The organism is Micromonospora sp. NPDC048907 (assembly GCF_055586885.1).
The window spans coordinates 189,895-210,758 of the sequence record NZ_JBVJHI010000004.1 but is presented as its reverse complement, the minus strand read 5'-3'; the positions used below and the strand labels follow the sequence as shown (position 1 = coordinate 210,758).

24 protein-coding genes are annotated in these 20,864 nt (G+C 76.1%); 11 read left to right on the top strand and 13 right to left on the bottom strand.

Translation table 11 applies throughout. The features are described 5' to 3' along the window. Positions 1-87: 87 nt before the first annotated feature. Positions 88-1,200 (bottom strand): serine hydrolase domain-containing protein, encoded by a 1,113-nt coding sequence (locus tag ACZ6PY_RS15000; protein WP_466072469.1) that lies wholly within the window; start codon positions 1,198-1,200, stop codon positions 88-90. 113 nt (positions 1,201-1,313) lie between these two features. Here ACZ6PY_RS15000 and rnhA point away from each other — a divergent pair, with 113 nt between their 5' ends. From rnhA to ACZ6PY_RS14985, 3 genes are all read left to right on the top strand, one after another. Beyond that, positions 1,314-1,790: a ribonuclease HI gene (gene rnhA, locus ACZ6PY_RS14995; protein ID WP_466072467.1), complete on the top strand. Its 477-nt coding sequence runs from the start codon at positions 1,314-1,316 to the stop codon at positions 1,788-1,790. A gap of 86 nt (positions 1,791-1,876) precedes the next feature. Next, the gene (locus ACZ6PY_RS14990) at positions 1,877-3,100 is read left to right on the top strand and encodes a cytochrome P450 (protein WP_466072465.1); all 1,224 of its coding nucleotides are present in this window, start codon (positions 1,877-1,879) and stop codon (positions 3,098-3,100) included. Next, positions 3,097-3,333 carry a ferredoxin gene (locus tag ACZ6PY_RS14985; protein ID WP_466072464.1) on the top strand — a complete coding sequence of 79 codons (237 nt, stop codon included), beginning with the start codon at positions 3,097-3,099 and terminating at the stop codon, positions 3,331-3,333. Before ACZ6PY_RS14990 ends, ACZ6PY_RS14985 begins: the two co-directional genes overlap by 4 nt. A 13-nt stretch (positions 3,334-3,346) precedes the next feature. Here the strand turns inward: ACZ6PY_RS14985 and ACZ6PY_RS14980 are convergent, their stop codons facing one another. The 5 genes from ACZ6PY_RS14980 to ACZ6PY_RS14960 all read right to left on the bottom strand — a co-directional run bounded on the left by ACZ6PY_RS14980 (position 3,347) and on the right by ACZ6PY_RS14960 (position 6,448). Then, the gene (locus tag ACZ6PY_RS14980; protein ID WP_466072462.1) at positions 3,347-3,607 is read right to left on the bottom strand and encodes a hypothetical protein; all 261 of its coding nucleotides are present in this window, start codon (positions 3,605-3,607) and stop codon (positions 3,347-3,349) included. Between the two features lie 36 nt (positions 3,608-3,643). Continuing rightward, positions 3,644-3,880 carry a preprotein translocase YidC gene (locus tag ACZ6PY_RS14975; protein WP_313720304.1) on the bottom strand — a complete coding sequence of 79 codons (237 nt, stop codon included), beginning with the start codon at positions 3,878-3,880 and terminating at the stop codon, positions 3,644-3,646. Between the two features lie 113 nt (positions 3,881-3,993). Then, positions 3,994-4,926 carry a pentapeptide repeat-containing protein gene (locus tag ACZ6PY_RS14970; RefSeq protein ID WP_466072460.1) on the bottom strand — a complete coding sequence of 311 codons (933 nt, stop codon included), beginning with the start codon at positions 4,924-4,926 and terminating at the stop codon, positions 3,994-3,996. A 144-nt stretch (positions 4,927-5,070) separates the two neighbouring features. Beyond that, positions 5,071-5,481, bottom strand: a complete 411-nt coding sequence (locus ACZ6PY_RS14965) for an SSI family serine proteinase inhibitor (RefSeq protein WP_466072458.1) — start codon at positions 5,479-5,481, stop codon at positions 5,071-5,073. Positions 5,482-5,641: 160 nt separating this feature from the next. Then, positions 5,642-6,448: an SDR family oxidoreductase gene (locus tag ACZ6PY_RS14960; protein ID WP_466072457.1), complete on the bottom strand. Its 807-nt coding sequence runs from the start codon at positions 6,446-6,448 to the stop codon at positions 5,642-5,644. Positions 6,449-6,523: 75 nt separating this feature from the next. Between ACZ6PY_RS14960 and ACZ6PY_RS14955 the strand changes: the two genes are divergently transcribed. Further along, positions 6,524-7,942, top strand: a complete 1,419-nt coding sequence (locus tag ACZ6PY_RS14955; RefSeq protein ID WP_466072456.1) for an RtcB family protein — start codon at positions 6,524-6,526, stop codon at positions 7,940-7,942. A gap of 6 nt (positions 7,943-7,948) precedes the next feature. Here the strand turns inward: ACZ6PY_RS14955 and ACZ6PY_RS14950 are convergent, their stop codons facing one another. The 3 genes from ACZ6PY_RS14950 to ACZ6PY_RS14940 all read right to left on the bottom strand — a co-directional run bounded on the left by ACZ6PY_RS14950 (position 7,949) and on the right by ACZ6PY_RS14940 (position 9,837). Next, entirely contained in the window at positions 7,949-8,377 is a 429-nt protein-coding gene (locus ACZ6PY_RS14950; protein ID WP_466072454.1) for an archease, read from the bottom strand. Positions 8,378-8,490: 113 nt separating this feature from the next. Continuing rightward, complete coding sequence (locus ACZ6PY_RS14945; protein ID WP_466072452.1) at positions 8,491-9,216, bottom strand: B3/B4 domain-containing protein; 726 nt, start codon at positions 9,214-9,216, stop codon at positions 8,491-8,493. A 9-nt stretch (positions 9,217-9,225) separates the two neighbouring features. After that, positions 9,226-9,837 carry a LysE family translocator gene (locus ACZ6PY_RS14940; RefSeq protein WP_466072450.1) on the bottom strand — a complete coding sequence of 204 codons (612 nt, stop codon included), beginning with the start codon at positions 9,835-9,837 and terminating at the stop codon, positions 9,226-9,228. A gap of 29 nt (positions 9,838-9,866) precedes the next feature. Here ACZ6PY_RS14940 and pdxR point away from each other — a divergent pair, with 29 nt between their 5' ends. Then, on the top strand, positions 9,867-11,342 hold the full coding sequence (pdxR, locus tag ACZ6PY_RS14935; protein WP_466072448.1) for a MocR-like pyridoxine biosynthesis transcription factor PdxR: 1,476 nt from the start codon (positions 9,867-9,869) through the stop codon (positions 11,340-11,342). Between the two features lie 146 nt (positions 11,343-11,488). After that, entirely contained in the window at positions 11,489-12,706 is a 1,218-nt protein-coding gene (locus tag ACZ6PY_RS14930; RefSeq protein ID WP_466072447.1) for an MFS transporter, read from the top strand. Positions 12,707-12,713: 7 nt separating this feature from the next. On the opposite strand, the gene ACZ6PY_RS14925 is transcribed toward ACZ6PY_RS14930, so the two are convergent. Next, positions 12,714-13,694, bottom strand: a complete 981-nt coding sequence (locus ACZ6PY_RS14925) for a helix-turn-helix transcriptional regulator (protein ID WP_466072445.1) — start codon at positions 13,692-13,694, stop codon at positions 12,714-12,716. A 44-nt stretch (positions 13,695-13,738) separates the two neighbouring features. Between ACZ6PY_RS14925 and ACZ6PY_RS14920 the strand changes: the two genes are divergently transcribed. Both ACZ6PY_RS14920 and ACZ6PY_RS14915 read left to right on the top strand, forming a co-directional pair. After that, complete coding sequence (locus tag ACZ6PY_RS14920; RefSeq protein ID WP_466072443.1) at positions 13,739-14,215, top strand: hypothetical protein; 477 nt, start codon at positions 13,739-13,741, stop codon at positions 14,213-14,215. Beyond that, the gene (locus tag ACZ6PY_RS14915) at positions 14,215-14,670 is read left to right on the top strand and encodes a hypothetical protein (RefSeq protein WP_466072442.1); all 456 of its coding nucleotides are present in this window, start codon (positions 14,215-14,217) and stop codon (positions 14,668-14,670) included. Before ACZ6PY_RS14920 ends, ACZ6PY_RS14915 begins: the two co-directional genes overlap by 1 nt. Here ACZ6PY_RS14915 and ACZ6PY_RS14910 read toward each other — a convergent pair. Beyond that, complete coding sequence (locus ACZ6PY_RS14910; protein ID WP_466072441.1) at positions 14,654-15,325, bottom strand: TetR/AcrR family transcriptional regulator; 672 nt, start codon at positions 15,323-15,325, stop codon at positions 14,654-14,656. The genes ACZ6PY_RS14915 and ACZ6PY_RS14910 overlap by 17 nt on opposite strands. A gap of 114 nt (positions 15,326-15,439) precedes the next feature. On the opposite strand from ACZ6PY_RS14910, the gene ACZ6PY_RS14905 reads away from it, so the two are divergent. From ACZ6PY_RS14905 to ACZ6PY_RS14895, 3 genes are read left to right on the top strand one after another with little or no spacing between them, the layout of a single operon-like run. Beyond that, complete coding sequence (locus ACZ6PY_RS14905; RefSeq protein ID WP_466072439.1) at positions 15,440-16,936, top strand: flavin-containing monooxygenase; 1,497 nt, start codon at positions 15,440-15,442, stop codon at positions 16,934-16,936. 15 nt (positions 16,937-16,951) lie between these two features. Then, positions 16,952-17,920, top strand: coding sequence for an SDR family NAD(P)-dependent oxidoreductase (locus ACZ6PY_RS14900; RefSeq protein WP_466072437.1), 969 nt, complete (start codon positions 16,952-16,954; stop codon positions 17,918-17,920). Next, the gene (locus tag ACZ6PY_RS14895; protein WP_466072436.1) at positions 17,917-18,780 is read left to right on the top strand and encodes an alpha/beta fold hydrolase; all 864 of its coding nucleotides are present in this window, start codon (positions 17,917-17,919) and stop codon (positions 18,778-18,780) included. Before ACZ6PY_RS14900 ends, ACZ6PY_RS14895 begins: the two co-directional genes overlap by 4 nt. On the opposite strand, the gene ACZ6PY_RS14890 is transcribed toward ACZ6PY_RS14895, so the two are convergent. Beyond that, the gene (locus tag ACZ6PY_RS14890) at positions 18,737-19,900 is read right to left on the bottom strand and encodes a low temperature requirement protein A (protein ID WP_466072434.1); all 1,164 of its coding nucleotides are present in this window, start codon (positions 19,898-19,900) and stop codon (positions 18,737-18,739) included. The two genes, ACZ6PY_RS14895 and ACZ6PY_RS14890, sit on opposite strands and share 44 nt — an antisense overlap. 49 nt (positions 19,901-19,949) lie before the next feature. Further along, positions 19,950-20,846 (bottom strand): glycosyltransferase family 2 protein, encoded by an 897-nt coding sequence (locus ACZ6PY_RS14885; RefSeq protein WP_466072432.1) that lies wholly within the window; start codon positions 20,844-20,846, stop codon positions 19,950-19,952. Positions 20,847-20,864: the final 18 nt, after the last annotated feature.

Here is a 20,864-nt window from a genome sequence, read left to right as displayed (position 1 = left end):
ACGCGCCCGGTGGTGGCGACGCTGTCGGTCAGCCGCAGCGCGCCCGGTTCGCCGTCCGGGCCGAACCGCCGCCGGGTCCGACAGCGGTCAGCGGCCGAGTTCCGCGGCGACGCGGTCGCGGACCAGCACCCGCAGCCGCTCCATCGGGTCGCCGTCACCGGCGCCCAGCCGGTTGCGCACCGCCGCCACGGTCAACCCCAGTGCCGGGTACGCGAACGCGAGGCTGCCGCCGCTGCCGGCCGTGCCGAACGACCCGTCGGCGTCGACCGCGTAGCCGAGGCCGAACGTCGCCTCCTGCCCGAACACCCACTCCTCGGCGCGCACCGCCGGCGCGGAAACCTCCCGGAGCCGTTCGGGCGAGATCAGCCGCACCCCGTCGACGGGTCCGAGCAGCGCCGCGTACATCCGGGCGACCGCGCGGGCGGACATCGTCCCCACCGCCGGCACGTCGGCGCGGAGCACCTCGGGGCGGCTGCCCGTCGTGGTGTCCGGCCGGACGTGCGGCGGGGCCACCGCGTCGAAGTTCGGCAGGTTCTCGCCCGCCCAGGCCATGAGGGCGGCCAGGCCGGCGTCCTCCAGCCGGGCCAGCCGGGGCAGGTCGGCCTCCGGCACGCCGAGGAACAGCTCGCCGGTCACGCCGAGCGGCCCGGACACCTCCTCGGCCAGCACCTGCGAGACCGGCTTGCCGGTGACCCGCCGGACCACCTCGCCGACCAGCCAGCCCCACGTCCAGGCGTGGTACGCCAGCCGCTCGCCGGGCGCCCAGATCGGCTCGGCGTCGGCGAGCAGCCCGCACATCCGGTCCCAGTCGGTGAAGTCCGCCGGGGTGATGTCGGCGGGCAGGGCCGGCAGCCCGGCCGTGTGGGTGAGGGCGTGCCGCAGGGTGATGCCGTCCTTGCCGTGCCGCGCGAACTCCGGCCACACCTCGGCGATGCGCAGGTCGTAGTCGAGCCGCCCGCGCTCGGCGAGCACGTGCACGACCGTGGCGGTGAGCCCCTTGCCGGTGGACACGGCGTGCACCGGCGTGCCGGCGGTCATGGGCCGGCCGGTGGTGGTGTCGGCCAGCCCGGCCTGCTCCTCGACGATCGGCGCGCCCGCGACGTACGCGGCCACCTGCACTCCGGCCTCCCGCCCGGAGGCGACCAGCTCGTCGACTGCCGCGCGTACCTCGGCCCGCAGGCCGTCCCAGCGTCCGTCCATGATCAGCGACCCTGCCAGACCGTCCCGCCGGTGTCCCGCGGTTTTCCGGCGCCGGCCGGCCGCCGGGCGGGTCGGGTGGTCCCGCGCCGGGGCGTACCGGGTAGGTTGCCGGCATGGTGGAGGCGGCGGCCGGCGGGGTCGTGGAGATCTGGACCGACGGTGCGTGCAGCGGCAACCCGGGCCCCGGCGGGTGGGGCGTCCTGCTGCGCTGGGGCGGGCACGAGCGCGAGCTGTGCGGGGGCGAGGCCACCCCGACCACCAACAACCGGATGGAGCTGACGGCCGCGATCCAGGCGCTGGAGAGCCTCACCCGCCCGGTCACCGTGCGGCTGCACACCGACAGCACGTACGTGCGCAACGGCATCACCGGCTGGCTGGCCTCCTGGAAGCGCAACGGCTGGCGGACCGCCGCGAAGCAGCCGGTGAAGAACGCCGACCTGTGGCAGCGGCTGGAGGCGGCCTGCGCCCGGCACGACGTGACCTGGCTCTGGGTGAAGGGCCACAACGGGCACCCGGAGAACGAGCGCGCCGACGCGCTGGCCAACCGGGGGATGACCGAGGCGCGGGCGGCGGCGGTGGTCGCTCGCTGAGCCGGGCGGGTTGTGTCGACCTCGGTCGATGGGTAACGTAGCGGATCGATGCCGTCACGGACAGTCGCCCTCCTGGAGGTGTCCGCGTGACCGTTGCTCCCCTCACCGACCTGCCGCTCTGGCCACCGACCAACCTCGACCGTGACCCGCTCGTCCCGCTCGACGCGGGGGAGCGGCGGCGGTTCGCCGGTCCGGTCACCCGGGTCCGGCTCCCCACCGACGCCACGGCCTGGCTGGTGACCCGGCACGCCGACGTCAGGCAGATGCTGCGCCACCCCGCGTTCAGCGCCGACCTGACCCGCCCCGGCTTCCCCCTGCTGCGCCGGGTCGCGCCCGGCGCGTTCGGCGACCGCCGGGGCGGGTTCATCCGGATGGACGGCGCCGAGCACGCCCGGCTGCGCCGGATGCTCACCGCCGAATTCATGATCAGGAACGTGCGGCGGATCGAGCCGCTGATCCGGCAGACGGTCGACCGGGCACTGGACGACCTGCACGCCGCCGGCCCACCCGCCGACCTGGTCACGCACGTCGCCCTGCCGGTGCCGTCGATGGTGATCTGCCACCTGCTCGGCGTCCCCTACGCCGATCACGAGTTCTTCCAGGAGCGCAGCCGCACGCTCATCGACCGCGACGCTCCGCCCGACCGGGTCCAGCGGCACGTGCGGGAGCTGCGCGACTACCTGCACCGGTTGGTCGAGGCGAAGCTGGCCGCCGGGGAGCGCGCCGACGACCTGCTCAGCCGGCTGGCCCGCGACCGGGTCGACACCGGGGAGCTGGCCGTCGACGAACTGGTCGGCATGGCGGTGCTGCTGCTCATCGCCGGCCACGAGACGACCGCCAACATGATCGGCCTGAGCACCCTGCTGCTGTTGCGCCACCCCGCCCGGTACGCCGCGCTGCGCGACGACGCCGGGCACGCCGAGGGCCTCGTCGACGAGCTGCTGCGCTACCTCAGCATCGTGCGCACCGGCCTGCCCCGCCTCGCCACCGAGGACGTCGAGATCGGCGGGCGGCTGATCCGGGCCGGCGAGGGGGCCATCGCGGTGCTGTCCCTGGCCAACCGCGATCGGACCGCCTTCGACCGGCCGGACGAGTTCGACCCCTACCGGGCCGCGCAGCAGCACGTCGCGTTCGGCTTCGGGGTGCACCAGTGCATCGGCCAGCCCCTCGCCCGCGCGGAGTTGCGGATCGCGCTGGTGGAGCTGGCCCGGCGGTTCCCCCGACTGCGGCCGGCCGCCACCGCGGGGCGGCTGCCGACCCGGGACAGCTCGGTCGTCTACGGCCTCGACGCGCTGCCGGTGACCTGGTGAGCGGGGCCGTGCGGGTCCGGGTGGACCGGGACCGCTGCTGCGGGGCCGGCAACTGCGTGGTGACCGCGCCGGAGGTGTTCGACCAGGACGACGCGGACGGCCTCGTGCTGCTGCGCCGGGCCGAACCGCCCGCCGACACGGCCGACCGGGTGCGGCTCGCCGTGGAGCTCTGCCCGGCCGGGGCGATCACCGTGGCGCCCCGGCCGGTGCCGGAGCGCTCCTCGACACCGTGAGGCGCCGGGCCGCTCACCGCTCGGGGCGGCCCTCCTCGATCTCCTCCGGCTCGTTCGCCGGGTCGGTGGTGCCGGAGACGTCGGCCACGTCGTAGCCGGCCCGGCTGATCTCCCGGGCGGAGCGGCGATCCTCGGCCGGCAGGTCGGCGAAGTCGTCGCCGGTGTCGTCGGTGCTGTGCATCGACTCACCCGGCGGGCGCAGCGACGCCTCGTACGCGGTCGCGCCGTCGGGCTCGTCGGTGGCGGCGCGGCCGAAGGACTCTTCACTCGTCATGTGGCACTTCTGCCCATCCCGGGCGGGGACAAACGCTCACCGGGCCGCGTCCGGGTGCGTCGGCATCGAGGAGCCGCCGGAGCTGCTGCCGGAGGACCCGCCGGCCACGCCGGAACCGTCGTCCTCGGTCACCTCGTCCGGTTTCGGCGCACCCGGCTCCGGCGCGGGCACGTCGGTGTCCGCCTCCACCTGGACGAGCCGGGCCTGGCCGGCCTCGTCCTCGGCGTGCGCCGGGTCGACCGGTTGCCTGCTTTGCCGTGTCTCGTATTTCACTGGCCGTGTCTCGGGCTTCACCGGTCGCCTCCCGTCCGTCGCGCGGTGACGCCGCCTACCCGGCGGGGTCGCCGCGAAACCCGGCCGCCCCGTCCCGGCGAACGGGGGTGCCGTCATCGGCGACGCCGGCCCCCGGAGCGGCCGCCCGCCGGGCGCCCGCCTCCCGCCCGCCCGCCGGACGACCGCGTGGCCCCGGGCGACCCGACCGGGGTGACGGTCAGGGACCAGTGCGCCGGACGGCGCAGGCCGCGCGGCAGGACCGTGCCGTGGTCGCCGCGGGCCGCGTCGAGCTGGGACTGGTGCACGAACAGGCAGTCGCCGAGGTCGGCGCCGCGCAGGTCCGCGCCGCGCAGGTCCGCCCCGGTCAGGTCGGCCGCGCCGAGGTCCGCGCCGCGCAGGTCCGCGCCGATGAGGCAGGCGCCGCGCAGGTTCGCGCCGGCCAGCCCGGCGCGCCGCAGGTCCACCCCGATCAGCACGGCGCCCCGCCGGTCCACGCCGGCCCGGCCGGCGCGGGCCTGTTCGCCGGCCCGGGACAGCAGCCGGTTGACCCGCTCCCGGTGCGCGTCGACGTCGACGGCGAGCAGCTCCTCCGGGGTGCCGTCGGTGAGCCGTCCCGTCTCGGTGAGGGCGGCGGCCAGCTCGTCGCGCAGCGGCCCGGCCGGGGTCAGCGCCACGGCCTCGGTCAGATACCAGAGCAGCTCGTGCAGCGGCCGCATCACCGCGAAGGTGTCGAACATCCGCCGCGCGGTCGCCGGGTCGTCCCGCCAGTCCCGCCCGCCGAAGGTGCCCTGGGCGACGTGCTGGCCGGCGCCGAAGCAGTCGAAGACGGTGCAGCCGGCGAAGCCGCGCCGGCGCAGGTCCCGGTGGATGCCGCAGCGGGAGTCGGCGCCCAGGTTCGGGCAGGGCCGCCCGGCGGGCTTGTCGATGGCGAAGTCGGCGGACGCGGCGAACGCCGGCGCGACGCAGCAGATCCCGAAGCAGCGCGCGCAGTCGGCGCGCAGCTCGCGGGCGCCGCCCGCCGCCCGCTGGTCCACCGCCTCCGACACCCGCCCGGCCTCCCGCCACTGTCCGGCGCGCCCCTCGCGCCCACCGCCATTCTCCGCCGGGTCCGCCGCGCCCGGCCGGCGGGGCGCGGCGGTGTGACGGACCCGGGCGCGGCGCCCGCGCGGGGCGGGCGCCGGCCCTCCGGCTCAGAAGTCGAACAGCACGTCGGTGCCGCGCAGCAGGTGGCACCGGTTGTCGAAGGTCCGGGTGTACGCGACCGGCCGGTCCTGCCAGAAGCCCACCGCGCGGGCGGTGACCGGGGCGTACTCCCGGGTGCAGGGGCCGGGCTGCACCTCGAGGGCGTCGAGGTGGCCGTCGACCCGGGCCACGAGCCGGCACGCGGTCGCCGGGTCGGGGTGCAGCCCGCCCTCGGGGCCGCAGGTCAGCACGGTGGCGCGGACGTCGCCGCCGCCGGCGTCGACGGTGAGCAGCAGCGCCGACGGGGTCTCGGGGCCGGGGCGGGGCGCCGCGGCGGCCGCCGTGGGCGCGGCGGTCAGGGCGAGGCCGCCGAGCACGGCGGCCAGGGCCAGCGCGGCGGTACGTGGGGCGAAGGGCATGTGTCGTCCTTCCGTCGGGGCCCCGGGGTGGGGGCCGGGCGTCGGCCCGGCCGTCGTGCGACCGGACCGACGAGAACCCTAAGTGGACGGTGTGAACGCACAGCGTCACGAAGTGTTACACCGTTTCACCCCCGGCCGTCGGTGGGTGTGACACGCAGCCTCACACCGACCGCCACCCGTCGTCGGGCAGGGACGACGCCTGGGGGCCCATCATGAGCATCCCGCCGTCCACCGGCCAGGACGCCCCGGTCACGTACGCGGCGGCCGGCGAGGCGAGCAGCGCCACCACGGCCGCCACCTCCCGGGCGTCCCCGGGCCGCCCCACCGGCACGCCCGGGCGCTCCTGGGTGAACGGGTCGACGTCCTCCTGCCCGGTCATGGGGGTCGCGATCTCGCCGGGGGCGACCGCGTTGACGGTGATCCCGTCGGCCGCCAGTTCCTGCGCCATCACCTTGGTGAGCAGTCCCAGCCCGCCCTTGGCCGCGCAGTACGCCGACGAGCCGACCCGCGGGGCGTGCTCGTGCACGCTGGTGATGCTGATGATCCGGCCGCCCCGGCCGGCCGCGCGCATGCGCCGGGCGGCCCGCTGGGAGCAGAGGAACGGCCCGTCCAGGTCCACGGCGAGCACCTCCCGCCACTGCTCCCAGGCCACGTCGACGAAGGGCGTGGCCAGCCCGGTGCCGGCGTTGTTGACGAGCACGCCGAGCCCGCCGAGCCGGTCGGCCAGTTCGTCGACGACCGCCGCGCCCTCGGGCAGCCGGGTCAGGTCCATCTCGGCCACCTCGCAGCGGCGGCCGGTGGCGCGTACCTCACCGGCGGTGCGCTCGGCGCCGTCCGGGTCGCCGTACCAGGTGATGCCGATGTCGAAGCCGGCCTCGGCGAGCGCCACGGCGCACGCCTTGCCGATGCCGGAGTCCGCGCCGGTCACGACGGCGATCCTGTCGTATTCCTCGTATCGCTGGGGCATGCTGCCGCACTACCCGGATCGGGCGGGCTGAATCGGACGGGGTGTAACCGCTCGCGACCGGGGTAGCCGGGCCGGATGGACCTGGTCGAGGAGTCGCCGTACCGGTTCCGGATCGACCGGCACGAGCCGATGCGGGTGCCGGGCGTGGTCTTCGCCTCCCGCGCGCTGCTGCCGGACGCCGGGGCGGACAGGTCGCTGGAGCAGGTGGCGAACGTGGCCACCCTGCCCGGCATCGTGGACGCCTCCTACGCCATGCCGGACGTGCACTGGGGCTACGGCTTCCCGATCGGCGGGGTCGCCGCCACGGCCGTCGAGGACGGGGGAGTGGTCTCGCCCGGCGGGGTCGGCTTCGACATCTCCTGCGGGGTGCGGCTGCTCACCGCCGACCTGGACCGGGCCGCGCTGCGCCCGCGGCTGGACGCCGTCATGGACGGGCTGAGCGAGTCCACCCCGCGCGGCATGGGCAAGGGCGCCGTGTGGCACCTGACCGACCGGGCCGAGCTGGACGCGGTGCTGCGCGGCGGCTCCCGGTACGCCGTCGAGCGCGGCTTCGGCGTCCAGCGGGACCTGGACCGCTGCGAGGACCAGGGCGCGGTGGGCGACGCGAACCCGGCCCAGGTGAGCGAGCGGGCGGTGGAGCGGGGCGCCCGCCAGGTGGGCAGCCTCGGCTCCGGCAACCACTTCCTGGAGGTGCAGGCGGTGGAGGAGGTCTACGACGAGGCCGTGGCGGAGGCCTTCGGGCTGCGCGCCGGCCAGGTCTGCGTCATGATCCACTGCGGGTCGCGGGGGCTGGGCCACCAGATCTGCACGGACTACGTGCGGGAGATGGAGAAGGTGATGCCCCGGCACGGCATCCACGTGCCCGACCGGCAGCTGGCCTGCGCGCCGGTCTCGTCCCACGAGGGCCGGGCCTACCTCGGGGCGATGGCCGCCGCGGCCAACTACGCCCGCGCCAACCGGCAGCTGCTCGCCCACGCCGCCCGGCAGGTGTTCGCCCGGGTCACCGGTTGCGACCTCGACCTCGTGTACGACATCTCGCACAACCTCGCCAAGATCGAGACGCACGACGTGGACGGGGCGCCGCGCCCGCTCTGCGTGCACCGCAAGGGCGCCACCCGGGCCCTCCCGCCGGGACACCCCGAGCTGCCCGACGACCTGCGCCCGGCCGGGCAGCCGGTCCTCATCCCCGGCTCCATGGGCACCGGCTCGTACGTGCTCACCGGCGTGGCCGGCTCGCCGGCCTGGGCGTCCACCTGCCACGGGGCGGGCCGGGTGCAGAGCCGCAAGCAGGCCACCAGGGCGGTCGCCGGGCACGACCCGCGCCGCGAGCTGGAGGCGCAGGACATCGCGGTGCGGGGCGCCAGCCGGCGCGGGCTGGCCGAGGAGATGCCGGCCGCGTACAAGGACGTCGCCGCCGTGGTGGCGGCGGCCGAGGGGGCCGGGCTGTGCCGGAAGGTGGCGCGGCTCGTGCCGCTCGGCGTGGTGAAGGGCTGAGCCGGCTCACACGTCCAGCGTCACCGCGCAGCGCCAACCGGTGGGCTCCGCCGCGAAGCGCAGCTCGTGCAGGGACACCGCCTTGGGAACCGCGCCCACCAGCTCCACCGCGTCGGTGCCGGTGGTCCGCCAGCGCACCGCCAGGCCGCCGTCGTCGGCCGGACGCACCTCGGTCTCCAGCGGCAGCTCGTCCGCCGTCTCCAGCCGGAAGATCACCTCGTCGAGGACGCCGACCAGCAGGTCCGCGTCGGCGCCCGGCGGCACCCGGAACCCGGTCTCCCCGTCGGCGACCGCCCCCGCGGTGTCCACGAAGGTGTCCACCAGCGCGGTGACCGCCTCGGCCACGCAACCCTCCCGGTCCGGCGCCCACGCCTCGATGCGCACGTCGGCGGTGTGCGGGATGTTCCGGTGCCCGCGGGCCGGTCGTCGCTCCATGCCCCGATCATGCCGCCGCCCGTCCGGCGCCCCACCGGTTTCGACGACCTGATGAGGACCGTTCCCCCGGCTGACCCGGCGGCGGGCGCGCCGCCGCGCACACCGGCCGGCGGCTAGCGGCCGGCGGCGGCCGCGCCGGTCCGCTCGGACACCACGAAGTCGGGCGCCCCGGCGGTGAGCACCGCCGTCCGGGTCGGTGCCGCCCAGTCCGCGGCCAGCGCGGCGGCCAGCTCCGCGAGCATCCGGGGCACGACCCGGGGCCCGTCGTCGTGCATCGCCTCGATCACGACCAGCACCTCGGTGGTTTCCGCGCGCACCGCCGACGCGCCGCTCTGCCGGTGGGTCCAGCGCCGGGAGTGGGCCCGGCCGGCCGCGTCGGCGAAGATCAGCTCACCCGGCTCCGGATGCTCCTCGTCCCCGCCGAGGGTCCGGTAGACCTCCGTGCCGAGAGCCGGGCGCACGGTCAGGTCACCGGTGATCCGGGCGAGATCCAGCACGGCCACCGGCACGGCGTGACCGAGGGAGAGGGCGTTGCCCAGGTCGACCAGCGGGTGCAGCCGGGGCAGCGTCCCCTCGCGGCGGAACCGGCGCAGCAGCGACTCGGCGGCGCACCGGTAGCGGGTCGGCGGCGAACCCGCCCGGGCGAAGGCCCGCCGCCAGGCCTGGATCTCGGGGAAGCCACCCTCCGTGCCGCCGGCGAGGCGGGCCCGGGCGGTGTCGGCGTACCGGGCGAGCCGCGGCGTGACGTCGACGCCGGGGGTGATGCCGGTGGCGTGCAGGACGCCGCAGGTCAGTTCGGGAAAGGTCGACCAGACCTGCGGGGAGTGCCGGAAGCGCACGGGAGGCTCCTATCGGGCGGTGAGGGCCAGGCCGAGGCCCAGGGCGAGGAAACTGCCGGCGAAGCCGTGCCGCAGCAGCGCGGTGAGCCGGGGCCGGGCCAGCACGCGGCGGCGCAGGGCGCCGGCCAGCAGCGCGTACCCGGCGAAGACCACCAGGGTGGCCGCCATGAACACCGCGCCGCAGGCCAGCATCCGGACCGGCGCGTCCGGCGCGTCCGGCGGGACGAACTGGGGCAGGAACGCCACGAAGAAGACGGTGACCTTGGGGTTGAGCAGGTTCATCAGCACCCCGTCGCGGAACAGCCGGCCGGCCGGGCGGGGCGGGCGGTCCTCGTCCACCGGCAGCGGGCCGCGGTCGCGCAGCGCTGCCCACGCCATCCAGAGCAGGTACGCCACGCCGAGCCAGGTGACCACCCGGAACGCCGGGGTGCCGGCGCGGAGCAGGGCCGCCAGCCCGGTCACCGCGGCGACCAGGTGCGGGACGAGGCTGAGGGTGCAGCCGGCGGCGGCCACCAGGCCGGCCCGCCGGCCCGCGGAGAGGCCGGTGGCGAGGGTGTAGACGACCCCGGTGCCCGGGGTGATCACCACGACGAGCGTGGTCAGCAGAAAGGCGATGCTCACGAGGTCCAGCCTGGGCCCATAATGGTCGGATGGACAGGGCCAAACCGTCGACGGTCGAGAGGTCCATAACGCCCGGTGCGGACTTCCTCCAGCTCGACGTCGGGGAGGCCCCGCCGGGCGGGCGTGCCGACTGGCTGGCCGCCCGGCTGCGGGCCGCGATCGCCGACGGCCGGGTCCCGGTGGGCGCCCGGCTGCCGGCCAGCCGGGTGCTCGCCGCCGAGCTGGGCGTGTCCCGGGGCGTGGTGACCGAGGCGTACCAGCGGCTGACCGAGGACGGGCACGTGCTCGGGCGGGGCCGGGCCGGCACCGTCGTGGTGGCCACCCCGGCCGCCGTGGTCACCCGGGCGCCGGCACCACGCCGCCCGCCGGAGGTGTTCGCCGCGCGGCCGGACACCACCGTCTTCGACGCGCTGCGCAACGCTCCGGCGGAGCTGGACCTGACGCCCGGCGTACCCGACCTGGCGGCCTTTCCCCGCGCGGCCTGGCTGCGCGCGGAACGCGCCGTGCTGCACCGCCTGGCGCCCGCCGCCTTCGGGTACGGCGACCCGACCGGCACCCCCGCGCTGCGGCTCGCCGTCGCCACCTGGCTGGCCCGCAACCGCGGCATCCGGGTGGACCCGGCCGAGGTGGTGGTCGTGGCCGGGGTGTCCCAGGCCCTCGGCCTGCTCGCCCAGGTGCTGCACACCCACGGGGTGCACACGGTGGCCGTGGAGGATCCCGGCTCGCTCGGCGTACGCCAGCACCTGAACAACTGGCGGCTGGACACCCCGCCGGTGCCGGTCGACGCCAACGGCCTGCGGGTCGACCGGCTGGAGTCCACCGGCGCCCCGGCCGTCATGCTCACGCCGGCGCACCAGTTCCCGACGGGGGTGGTGCTCGACGGCGACCGGCGCCGCCGGCTGCTGCGCTGGGCCCGGCGCGGCGGGCTGGTCATCGAGGACGACTACGACGCCGAGCACCGCTACGACCGCCCGCCGGTGCCGGCACTGCGCGGGATGCTGCCGGACCAGGTCTGCTACACCGGCAGCGTGTCCAAGCTGCTCGCCCCGGCGCTGCGGATCGGCTGGGTCCTGGTGCCGGCCCGCTGGCACGCCGACCTGGTGGCGGCCAAGCGGATGGCCGACCTCGGCAACGCCGCCCTGCCGCAGCTGGTGCTGGCCGAGCTGATGGACTCCGGCGCGCTCGAACGCCACCTGCGGCTGCTGCGCCGCCGGCACGTCCGCCGCCGGGACGCGATGATCCGGGCGGTCCGGGAGCACCTGCCCGGCGCAGTGGTGCACGGCGCCGCCGCCGGCCTGCACCTGCTGGTCACCCTGCCCGGCGAGGTCGACGACACGGCCCTCGCGGCGGCGGCGCTGCGCCGGGGCGTCAAGGTGCAGCCGCTGTCCTGGCACGGCCAGGGCCCGCAACCACCCGGCCTCGTCCTCGGCTACGCCGCCAATCCGCCCTCGGACATCGACCGCGCCCTGACCACCCTCGGCGCCGTCCTCCGCGGCCTCCGCTGACCCGGCTGCCCGCCCCGTCGACCGGGATCGGGCCGCCGGGGCAGATCGATCCGGACGCACACCTCGGGCGGGCACGCGTTCCGGAGGGGGCCGGAGGGGTAAGGAGTGGTGAGGCAGGCGGCCCTGACGGCGGGGAGGGCAGAGGGATGGTGCTGGAGCGGGCGCCCGCGATGCCGGATGTGGACGGTCGGTCGCGGGCGGTGCTCGGCCGCTACGCCACGGCCGCCGTGCTGGTCCGCCTGGCCGACGAGGGCGCCCGGGTCGCCCTGGTGCTGCTGGCGATCGAGCGGACCGGCAGCGCGGCGTACGGAGGGCTGCTGGTGGCGGCGCTCATGGTGCCGCACGTGGTGGCCGGCCCGGTGGTCGGCGCGGTCGCCGACGCGGTACGCCGGCGCCGCCTGTTCTACACCCTCGCGCTGCTCGGGTACGGCGGGGCGCTGGTCGCCGCCGTGGCGTCGGCGGCCGCGTCCCGGCCGCTGTCGATCGCCCTCGTCGTGCTGGCCGGGTGCCTCGCGCCGATCATGATCGGCGGGATGACGAGCCTGCTGGGCGACCTCGTGCCGGACCGGCTGGACACCGCCTTCGGCATCGACGCCACGTCGTACAACCTGGCCGGCATCGCCGGTCCGGCCATCGCGGCGGTCGTCGCCGGCGCGGCGGGCGCCACCGCGGCGACAGTGGTGCTGGCCGCGTTCGTGGCCCTGGGCGGCCTCGTGCTGTGGACGCTGCCGATCCGCGACCGCCCGGCGCGCGCCCGCCGCGACGCGGGACCCGGCCGGCGCAACCCGCTGGGCGGGGTGCCGCTGCTGTGGCGGCGGCCCCGGCTCGGCGCGGTGACCCTGGCCAGCAGCTTCGGGCAGCTCGGCGTCGGCGCCCTGCCGGTGGTCGCGGCACTGCTCGCCGGCCGGTTCCAGCACACCTCGTACACCGGGCTGTTCCTGGCGGCCGCGTCGGTCGGTGGGCTGGTGGGCTCGGTGTGGTCCGCGCGCCACCCGATCCGCTCGCACCCGCCCGAGCGGGTGGTCCTGGTCAGCCTGCTCGCCACGGCGGTGCCGTTCGCGCTGGTGCCGCTCGTGCCGTCGGTGTGGGCCACGCTGCCGCTGTTCGCCGCCGTCGGGCTGCTGAACGGACCGCTGTTCTGCGCGGTGCTGGCGGTGCGGGAGCGGGAGGCGCCGCCGGAGGCGCGCACCCAGGTGTTCACCGTCGGCGCCGGCCTGAAGTGCGGCGCGGCCGCCGCCGGCGCGGCGCTCGCCGGTGCCCTCACCGGCTCGGGGGTCGGCCTGCTGCTGCTCGGCGTGGCCGCCTGCCAGGCCCTCGGCGCTGCCACGGGGGCCGCCGTCCTGCGGCTGGCGGACCGCCCGTAGCGCGCGGTCAGGCCGGCGGCCGGTGGTAGAGGGCGGCCAGGGCGGTGGCGGTCTCGGCCAGCCGGTCGCGCAGCGCGGCGGGGGAGAGGACCTCCACCTCGGCGCCGAGCCGCAGCAGGTCGCCGTGCGCGTGGGTGAGCGACTCGATGGGTACGACCGCCCGCACCCAACCCGCCGCGTCGGGCGGCCCGGCGCCGGCGTCCACCGCCCCGACCACCGCGTCGCTGGCGATCTCGCGCAGCCGCGCCCGGCCCGCGGGCGAGAGCCGGATGGTCGCCTCGTCCCGGTGCAGCCCGGCGCGGAAGGCCGCCACGTGCGCCCGCCACCAGGCCGGTAGGTCGAACTCCGGCCGGTCGAACGGCTCGTCCAGCGGGGTCAGGTCGAGGATCTGGTTGACCCGGTAGGTGGCCGGCTCGGCCCGGTCCGGGCGGGCGGCCACCACGTACCAGCGGCCGCCCTTGAGCACCAGCCCGTACGGTTCGAGGACCCGGCTCACCTCGCCGCTCCAGCTCCGGTAGCGGACCCGGACCCGGTGCTCCCGCCACACCGCGTCGGCCGCGGCGGCCAGGTACGGCGACGGGTCGCCGTCGGAGTACCAGCCGGGGGTGTCCAGGTGGAACCGTTGCTCCAGCCGGGCGGCCCGGTCGGCGAGCGGCGGCGGCAGCGCGGCGCGCAGCTTCAGTTGCAGGGTGGCCACCACCGACTCGTAGCCCAGTTCGGCGGCCGGCCCGGGCAGCCCGGCGAAGAGCAGCCGGTCGGCCTCCTCGGCGGTGAGCCCGGTGAGCCGGGTCCGCCAGCCGTCCACGAGCTGGTAGCCGCCGGCGTGCCCGGCCTCGCCGTAGAGCGGGATGCCGGCGGCGTGCAGCGACTCGACGTCCCGGTAGACGGTGCGGACCGAGACCTCCAGCCGGCGGGCCAGTTCGGCGGCGGTCAGCCGGCCGTGGGCCTGGAGCAGCAGCAGGAGGGACAGGAGACGGCTGGCCCGCATTCCACTGACACTAGCTGTCAGGGGAGCGGGTCTACCGTCCGGGCATGGCTTTCCAGAACAAGGAACTGACCGTGCCCGGGACCGTCGAGGTCGCGGGCCGGCACGTCAAGCGCTACCACATCGACCAGCCGGACCGCCGCCTCGAACCGGAGGTCGTCGACGCCGCCTACGCGTACCTGCCGAAGCTGCTCCCCGATCCGGACGGCGCCACCCCGCCGGCGACCTGGGTGGTGCTGCACCGGGGCGCGGACACCGGCGCGTACCTGCTGGCGTACAGCTGGTTCTTCGACAACGTGGTGGAGTGCCGGATCGCGATCGCCGGTCAGCCCGCCCTGGACTGCCCCGACGACGACCCGACCCACTTCGTCCCGCTGGACCGGCCCGGCGTCGGCTGCGTCTGGGAACTGGGCGCCCTGGAGCACGAGCGGGCCGCCTGGGTCCGGCACGTCCTCGCCCCGGACCGGCCCGACCTGGCCGGCTACCTGGCCGACAGCCACGCCGAGGGGACGGTGGGTTTCTGATGGGCGACTTCGACTTCCTCGTGGGCACCTGGGACGTGGCCAACCGGCGGCTGCGCGAGCGGCACGTCGGCAGCGACGACTGGGACGAGTTCCCGGGCACCTCGGTGGCCCGGACGTTCTTCGACGGCGCCGGCAGCTTCGACGAGATGCGCTGCCCGACCCGCGGCTTCTCCGGCTCGACCGTCCGCATCCTCGACCCGGCCACCGGACTGTGGTCGATCTACTGGATGAACAGCAAGCGCGGGGTGCTGGAACTGCCGCCGATGGTCGGCCGGTTCGTCGACGGCGTGGGCACCTTCTACGCCGACGACACCGACGAGGGACGGCCGATCCGCTGCCGGTTCATCTGGTCGCGGAGCACGCCCACCTCCTGCCGCTGGGAGCAGGCGTTCTCCACCGACGGCGAGCGGACCTGGGAGACCAACTGGACCATGGACTTCACCCGGACGGGCTGACCGGTGGCGTGGTGGTCCGGTAGATAGCGGTCAGCCAGACGTCGAGCAGCACGTCGACCACGTCGCGCTCGGCGACCGCCGGCCCGTCCCCGGCGAAGGTCGCGTACCAGACCCGCTCGTTCATGGAGTTCAACGCGATGGCGAGGTCCCGGGCGGGCAACCCGTCCGGGGCCGCGCCGCGCGCGCGTTCCCCCTCGATGGCCGCCTCGACCGCACGTACCCAGCGTTCCAGGACCTCGGCCCAGAGCCGGCGCACCTCGGCGTTGGTGCCGCGCACCTGGGCGCAGGCCAGCACCACGTCCCGGTGGCCGCCGAAGGTGGCGTGGAACCGGGCGATCAGCTCCCGCCAGCGGGCCCGCGGGTCCTCGGCGAGCCGGACCAGCGCGTCACCCGCGGCCGCGTCCGCCTCCTCGGTCACCCGGTCGAGGAGGGTGAGCAGCACCGCGTCCTTGGACGGGAAGTAGAAGTAGAAGGTGGGCCGGGAGATGCCGGCGCCCCGGGCCAGGTCGTCGATGGAGATGTCGCCGAAGGGCCGCTGGCGCAGCAGCCGCTCGGCGGTGGCGAGGATGGCCACCTCGCGGTCGTCGCCGGTGGAGCGGCCGGGTCGCCGCCCGCGCGTCGGCGCGGTGCCGGTCGGCGTACGGGCGGGTGTCATGTCGGCCGATGTTACACCCGCTCAACACCCTGTCGATTCCACTCGACAGGGTGTTGACTGGTGTCGACGGTGGTGGATAGTGTCCGGTCCACTGCCGGCCGAACGGGAGATGTCATGGCCTCCGACCACGTCGACGTCCTCATCGTCGGCGCCGGGCTCTCCGGCGTCGGCGCCGCCGTCCACCTGCAACGCCGGTGCCCCGGCAAGACCTACGCGGTGCTGGAGGCGCGGGGCGCCGTCGGCGGCACCTGGGACCTGTTCCGCTACCCGGGCATCCGCTCCGACTCCGACATGTTCACCCTCGGCTACTCGTTCAAGCCGTGGACCAACCCCAAGGCGATCGCCGACGGCGACGCCATCCGGTCCTACGTCCGGGAGACCGCCCGCGAGCACGGGGTGCAGCGGCACATCCGCTTCCACCACCGGGTGCTGCGCGCCGAGTGGGACAGCGCCACGGCCCGCTGGACGGTGCGCGCCCGCCGCGACGACACCGGCGAGGACGTGGTCCTGACCTGCGGGTTCCTGTTCACCAACTCCGGCTACTACCGCTACGACGAGGGCTACACGCCCGAGTTCCCCGGCGTCGAGCGGTACGCCGGCCGGCTCGTGCACCCGCAGCACTGGCCCGAGGACCTGGACTACGCCGGCAAGCGGGTGGTGGTGATCGGCAGCGGCGCCACGGCGGTCACCCTGGTCCCGGCCATGGCCGAGCGGGCCGGCCACGTGACCATGCTCCAGCGCTCGCCCACGTACGTGATCTCGCTGCCCTCGCGCGACGTGTTCGCGGACGCGGCACGGCGCTGGCTCCCGGCGACGGCCGCGTACGCGGTGACCCGCTGGAAGAACGTCGCCCTCGGGGTGGCCAACTTCCAGCTCAGCCGGCGCGCCCCGGGCCTGGTGAAGAGGTTCCTCCGCCGGGCCGCCCGGGGCAAGCTCCCGGTCGGCTACGACCTCGACCGGCACTTCTCACCCCGCTACAACCCGTGGGACCAGCGGCTCTGCGTGGTGCCCGACGGGGACCTGTTCGCCGCGCTCCGCGCCGGGACGGCCTCGGTGGTCACCGACACCATCGACACCTTCACCGAGCGGGGCATCCGGCTCACCTCCGGCGAGGAGCTGCCCGCCGACGTCGTGGTCACCGCCACCGGCCTCAACCTGCTCGCCCTCGGCGGGATGACCCTGGCCGTGGACGGCGCCGAGGTCGACCTCGCCGCGACGGTCGCCTACAAGGGCATGATGCTCTCCGGCGTGCCGAACTTCGCCATGACCATCGGCTACACCAACGCCTCCTGGACGCTGAAGGCCGACCTGGTCGCCACGTACGTCTGCCGGCTGCTGCGCCACCTCGACGACACCGGCCAGCAGGTCGTCACCCCGCTCGCCCCGGACTCGGACGACCTCGTGCCGATCATCGACCTGCAGTCCGGTTACGTGCTGCGCGCCGTCGACCAGCTGCCCAAGCAGGGCCCGGCGGCGCCGTGGCGGCTGCACCAGAACTATCCCCGCGACGTGCTGCTGATGCGGCACGGCCGGCTCACCGACGCCGGTGTGCGGTTCTCCCGCGCGGGCACGCCCGCCACCGTCGCCGACCGGCCCGCGCCCGTCGCCTGACCCCTCAGGAGCGTTATGCGTGACTTCGTCTTCCCCGGCGGCACCGCGGTGCTCACCGGCGCGGCCAGCGGCATCGGCGAGGCCCTGGCGCACGGGCTGGCCCAGCGCGGCGCCGACCTGGTCCTGCTCGACCGGGACGCCGAGCGGCTGGACGCCGTGGCCGCCGCGATCCGCGCCGCGCATCCCGACCGGCGGATCGAGACCCACCTGGTCGACCTCGCCGACGCCGACGCCACCGACCGGGTCGCCGCCGAGATCCACCGCGCGCACCCGCGCATCCGGCTGCTGGTCAACAACGCCGGCGTGGCGCTGGGCGGCCGGTTCGACCAGGTCACCCTGGACGAGTTCCTCTGGGTCATCGAGATCAACTTCCGGGCCGTGGTGCGGCTGACCCACGCGCTGCTGCCCGCGCTCAAGGCCGAGCCCGGCGCGCACCTGGTCAACGTCTCCAGCCTCTTCGGGTTGATCGCGCCCGCCGGCCAGGCCGCCTACTCGGCCAGCAAGTTCGCGGTGCGCGGCTTCACCGAGGCGCTGCGGCACGAACTCGCCGACGACGGGGTCGGGGTCACCTCGGTGCACCCGGGCGGCATCCGCACCCGGATCGCGGCCAGCGCCCGGGTGGGCAGCGGCGTCCCGGTCGAGGAGTACGAGGCCGGCCGGAAGCAGTTCGAGAAGCTGCTCTCCATCGACCCGGCGAAGGCCGCCGAGGTGATCCTGCGCGGGGTCGAGCGCCGCCGCGGCCGGGTGCTCATCGGCTGGTCGGCGAAGCTGCCCGACCTGCTCGCCCGGGTCGCCCCCGCCGGGTACGGGAAGGTGCTGGCCCTGGGGATGCGGCCGCGCCCGGCCCGGGTGCCCACCCCGCGGCCCGCCGCGGAGGCCGCCCCGACGGAGACCGTTCGGACGGAGACCGTTCCGACGGAGACCGTTCGCACGGAGGCCGTTCGGACGGAGGCCGTTCCGACCGAGCCGGGACGGCCGGCGTGACCCTCGCCCTGCCGCCGGCCGACTCCCGGACCGTCGCCGGGCGCCGGATGCGTTACCGGATCGCCGGCGACGGCCCGCCGGTGGTGCTGCTGCACGGCATCGGCCGGACCATGGAGGACTTCTCCGCGGTGCAGGAGGCGCTGGCCCGCGATCACCGGGTGCTCGCCCTGGACCTGCCCGGGCACGGCGGCTCCGCGCCGCTGGACGACCGGCACACGCTGCCGACCCTGGCCACGGCCGTCGCCGAGTTCCTCGACGCCGCCGGGGTAACCGGCCCGGCGCACCTGGTCGGCAACTCGATGGGCGGGGCGGTGGCCATGCGGCTGGCCGCCGACGCGCCGGAGCGGGCGGCCAGCCTCGTGCTGGTCAACAGCGCCGGCTTCGGCCGGGAGGTGACCGCCGCGCTGCGGCTGCTCGCGGTGCGGCCCCTGGCCCGCCTGCTGCTGCGCCCGCACCCGGCGATCGCCCGCCGCACCGAGCGGGCCATCTTCCACGACCCGGCGTACGTCACCGAGGCGCGGATCGCCACCGCCCTGGCGGCGGCCCGGCAGCCGCACGCCCCCCGGGTGATGCTGGAGCTGGTCCGCAGCCTCGGCACTTGGCGCGGGGTACGCCCCGAGTGGCGAGCCGAACTGCTCGACGCGGTGGCCGCGCTCGACCTGCCCACCCTGGTCGTCTGGGGCGACCGGGACCTGATCCTGCCCGCCGCCCACCTCGCGTACGCGCGGTCGCGGCTGCCGCGGGCGCAGGGCCACCTGTTCCGCGACACCGGGCACATGCCCCAGATCGAGCGGGCCGCCGAGTTCGCGACCCTGGTCAGGCAGTTCTGGTCGCCGTCCGGTGCCGCACGACAAGCGTGACGGCCACGAGCACGACCAGCACCCCGGCGATCAGGTCGACCGGCGCGAACAGCCACGGCACCACCAGCACCAGCGCCGCCGCGCCGGGGAACAACGCCAGCCCGGCGCCGCGCTTGGCGGGCAGGTGCAGCGCCCAGAGGGCGACCAGGTAGACCGCGACCGGCACGGCGACCGCGTAGCCGGCCACCCGGCCGGAGATGTGCCCGGCGTGCAGGTCGTGGTCGACCGCCACGGCCAGCCCGGCGCCGACCGCCGCGATCGAACTGAAGGCGAAGTAGTGGCCGTAGCCCCAGAACAGCGCGCCGGGCACCGACCGGGGCGGCAGCGGGTCGGGCCGGTCGAAGTACAGCCACCAGATGGCGAAGACGATGAGCGTGCCGGACGCGGCCGCCGACCACAGCTGCCCGTTGCCCGCGTCCAGCCCGCGCTGGATCGCCACCGACGTGGAGAGCACCACCTCGCCGAGCACGATGAGGGTGAACAGCTGGTACCGCTCGGCGATGTGGTGCGGGTGCCACGTGGTCTGTCGGCGCCGTTCGCCGAGCACCGGCACCAGCAGGTCCGCGAGGACCAACAGCGCGAACGCGGGCGCCATCCAGGCGTGCGGCAGGAGGAGCCGGAACAGCCAACCGGCCTGCACCACGCCCACCCCGACCACGAACGTCAGGGCCGTGGCCCGGTGCGCCGGATCGCCGGCGGCCGCCCGCAGCCAGTTCACCATGGAGGCCAGCCGCATCACCACGTACCCGTAGGTGATCGTCGTGAAGTCCCCGACAGCGAAGGCGCGGGGCACGCCGGCGGCGAGGACCAGCGCCCCGGCGATCTGCACCAGCACGGTCAGCCGGTAGACGTCGTCGTCGGTGTCGTAGGCGGAGGCGAACCAGGTGAAGTTCACCCAGGCCCACCAGATCGCGAAGAACACGCTCAGGTACGAGAGCAGCCCGTGCCCGAGGTGCCCCGCCGCGACGTCGTGGTGCAGGCCCTCGGACGTCTGCGCGACCGCGACCACGAAGCAGAGGTCGAAGAAGAGCTCCAGCGGGGTTGCCGACCGGTGCTCCTCGTCGCGCCGGCGCGCCCGCATGGGCCGGTACCAGGCCCGGAAGGACGCGCTGTTCTTCACCCGGTGCTCCTCGCCGACGGCCGGTCAGCTGCGCCCACACGATAACCAGCTAAGCCGCCGCGGACCCGGCCGGCTGGGGAACTCCGGCGGAAAGGGGCGGCGCGGCGTCGGCGCGGGACAGCGTGACGAGCGCGGCCTCCACGTCCGCGGGCAGCCGACGCCGGTGCCGCAGCACCCAGCCGGCCTGCCGGGCCGCCTCACGCAGGCCGGCCCGTCCGGCCGGATCGCGCCAGGCGTCGGCGACCACCTCGCGGAGCACCGGCACCGGCCGGCGCAGCGCCGCCGTGAGCACCCGGTTGCGCGCCTCCACCCGGCGGCGGGCCCGCGGGTCCCGGCCGTCCGGCACCGGCAGGTGGTGGGCCACCAGCTCCGGCACGTACGCGAGGTTCCAGCCCGCGGCGGCCAGGTCCATGGCCAGCAGCGCCTCCTCGCCGTACGTCCCGAGCCGCTCGGCGAAACCGCCGACCTGCCGGTACGCGTCGCGGCGCAGCACCACGGCGCAGGCCAGGAAGCCGAGCACCGTGGGCCCCGGCGCGCCCGGCCCGGTGCCCAGCGGCGCCCGGGCCATGGCGGCCGAGACCGGGTCCCGCCGGGCCGCCGCGCCGACCCGCACCTCGCCGGTGAGCAGCGCGGTACGCGGGTGCCGGCGCAGCAGCGCGGCCGCCCGGTCGAGGGCGCCCGGCGCCCAGTACGAGTCGTCGTCGGCGAACGCCACGTACGGCGTGCGGGCCAGGCCCACCCCGACGTTGCGGGCCGCCCCGGCGCCCGCGTTGCGGCCCAGCTCCACCACCCGGACGCCGGGGAACTCGCGGGCCACGGCGGCAGGCGTGCCGTCGTCGGAGCCGTTGTCCACCACGATGACCGGGGCGGCGTGCCGGGGCAGCAGGGCCAGGAGCTGGTCGCGCCGGTTGCGGGTGGCCACCACGATCGTCACGTCCGTCGTCATGGCGGCCCTGGTACCCCC

Coding starts and splice junctions, on each gene's coding strand:
- ACZ6PY_RS15000 (WP_466072469.1), bottom strand. CDS start 1,200: ATGGACGGACGCTGGGACGGCCTGCGGGCCGAGGTACGCGCGGCAGTC.
- rnhA (WP_466072467.1), top strand. CDS start 1,314: ATGGTGGAGGCGGCGGCCGGCGGGGTCGTGGAGATCTGGACCGACGGT.
- ACZ6PY_RS14980 (WP_466072462.1), bottom strand. CDS start 3,607: ATGACGAGTGAAGAGTCCTTCGGCCGCGCCGCCACCGACGAGCCCGAC.
- ACZ6PY_RS14965 (WP_466072458.1), bottom strand. CDS start 5,481: ATGCCCTTCGCCCCACGTACCGCCGCGCTGGCCCTGGCCGCCGTGCTC.
- ACZ6PY_RS14960 (WP_466072457.1), bottom strand. CDS start 6,448: ATGCCCCAGCGATACGAGGAATACGACAGGATCGCCGTCGTGACCGGC.
- ACZ6PY_RS14955 (WP_466072456.1), top strand. CDS start 6,524: ATGGACCTGGTCGAGGAGTCGCCGTACCGGTTCCGGATCGACCGGCAC.
- ACZ6PY_RS14950 (WP_466072454.1), bottom strand. CDS start 8,377: ATGGAGCGACGACCGGCCCGCGGGCACCGGAACATCCCGCACACCGCC.
- pdxR (WP_466072448.1), top strand. CDS start 9,867: ATGGACAGGGCCAAACCGTCGACGGTCGAGAGGTCCATAACGCCCGGT.
- ACZ6PY_RS14930 (WP_466072447.1), top strand. CDS start 11,489: ATGGTGCTGGAGCGGGCGCCCGCGATGCCGGATGTGGACGGTCGGTCG.
- ACZ6PY_RS14925 (WP_466072445.1), bottom strand. CDS start 13,694: ATGCGGGCCAGCCGTCTCCTGTCCCTCCTGCTGCTGCTCCAGGCCCAC.
- ACZ6PY_RS14920 (WP_466072443.1), top strand. CDS start 13,739: ATGGCTTTCCAGAACAAGGAACTGACCGTGCCCGGGACCGTCGAGGTC.
- ACZ6PY_RS14915 (WP_466072442.1), top strand. CDS start 14,215: ATGGGCGACTTCGACTTCCTCGTGGGCACCTGGGACGTGGCCAACCGG.
- ACZ6PY_RS14910 (WP_466072441.1), bottom strand. CDS start 15,325: ATGACACCCGCCCGTACGCCGACCGGCACCGCGCCGACGCGCGGGCGG.
- ACZ6PY_RS14905 (WP_466072439.1), top strand. CDS start 15,440: ATGGCCTCCGACCACGTCGACGTCCTCATCGTCGGCGCCGGGCTCTCC.
- ACZ6PY_RS14900 (WP_466072437.1), top strand. CDS start 16,952: ATGCGTGACTTCGTCTTCCCCGGCGGCACCGCGGTGCTCACCGGCGCG.
- ACZ6PY_RS14885 (WP_466072432.1), bottom strand. CDS start 20,846: ATGACGACGGACGTGACGATCGTGGTGGCCACCCGCAACCGGCGCGAC.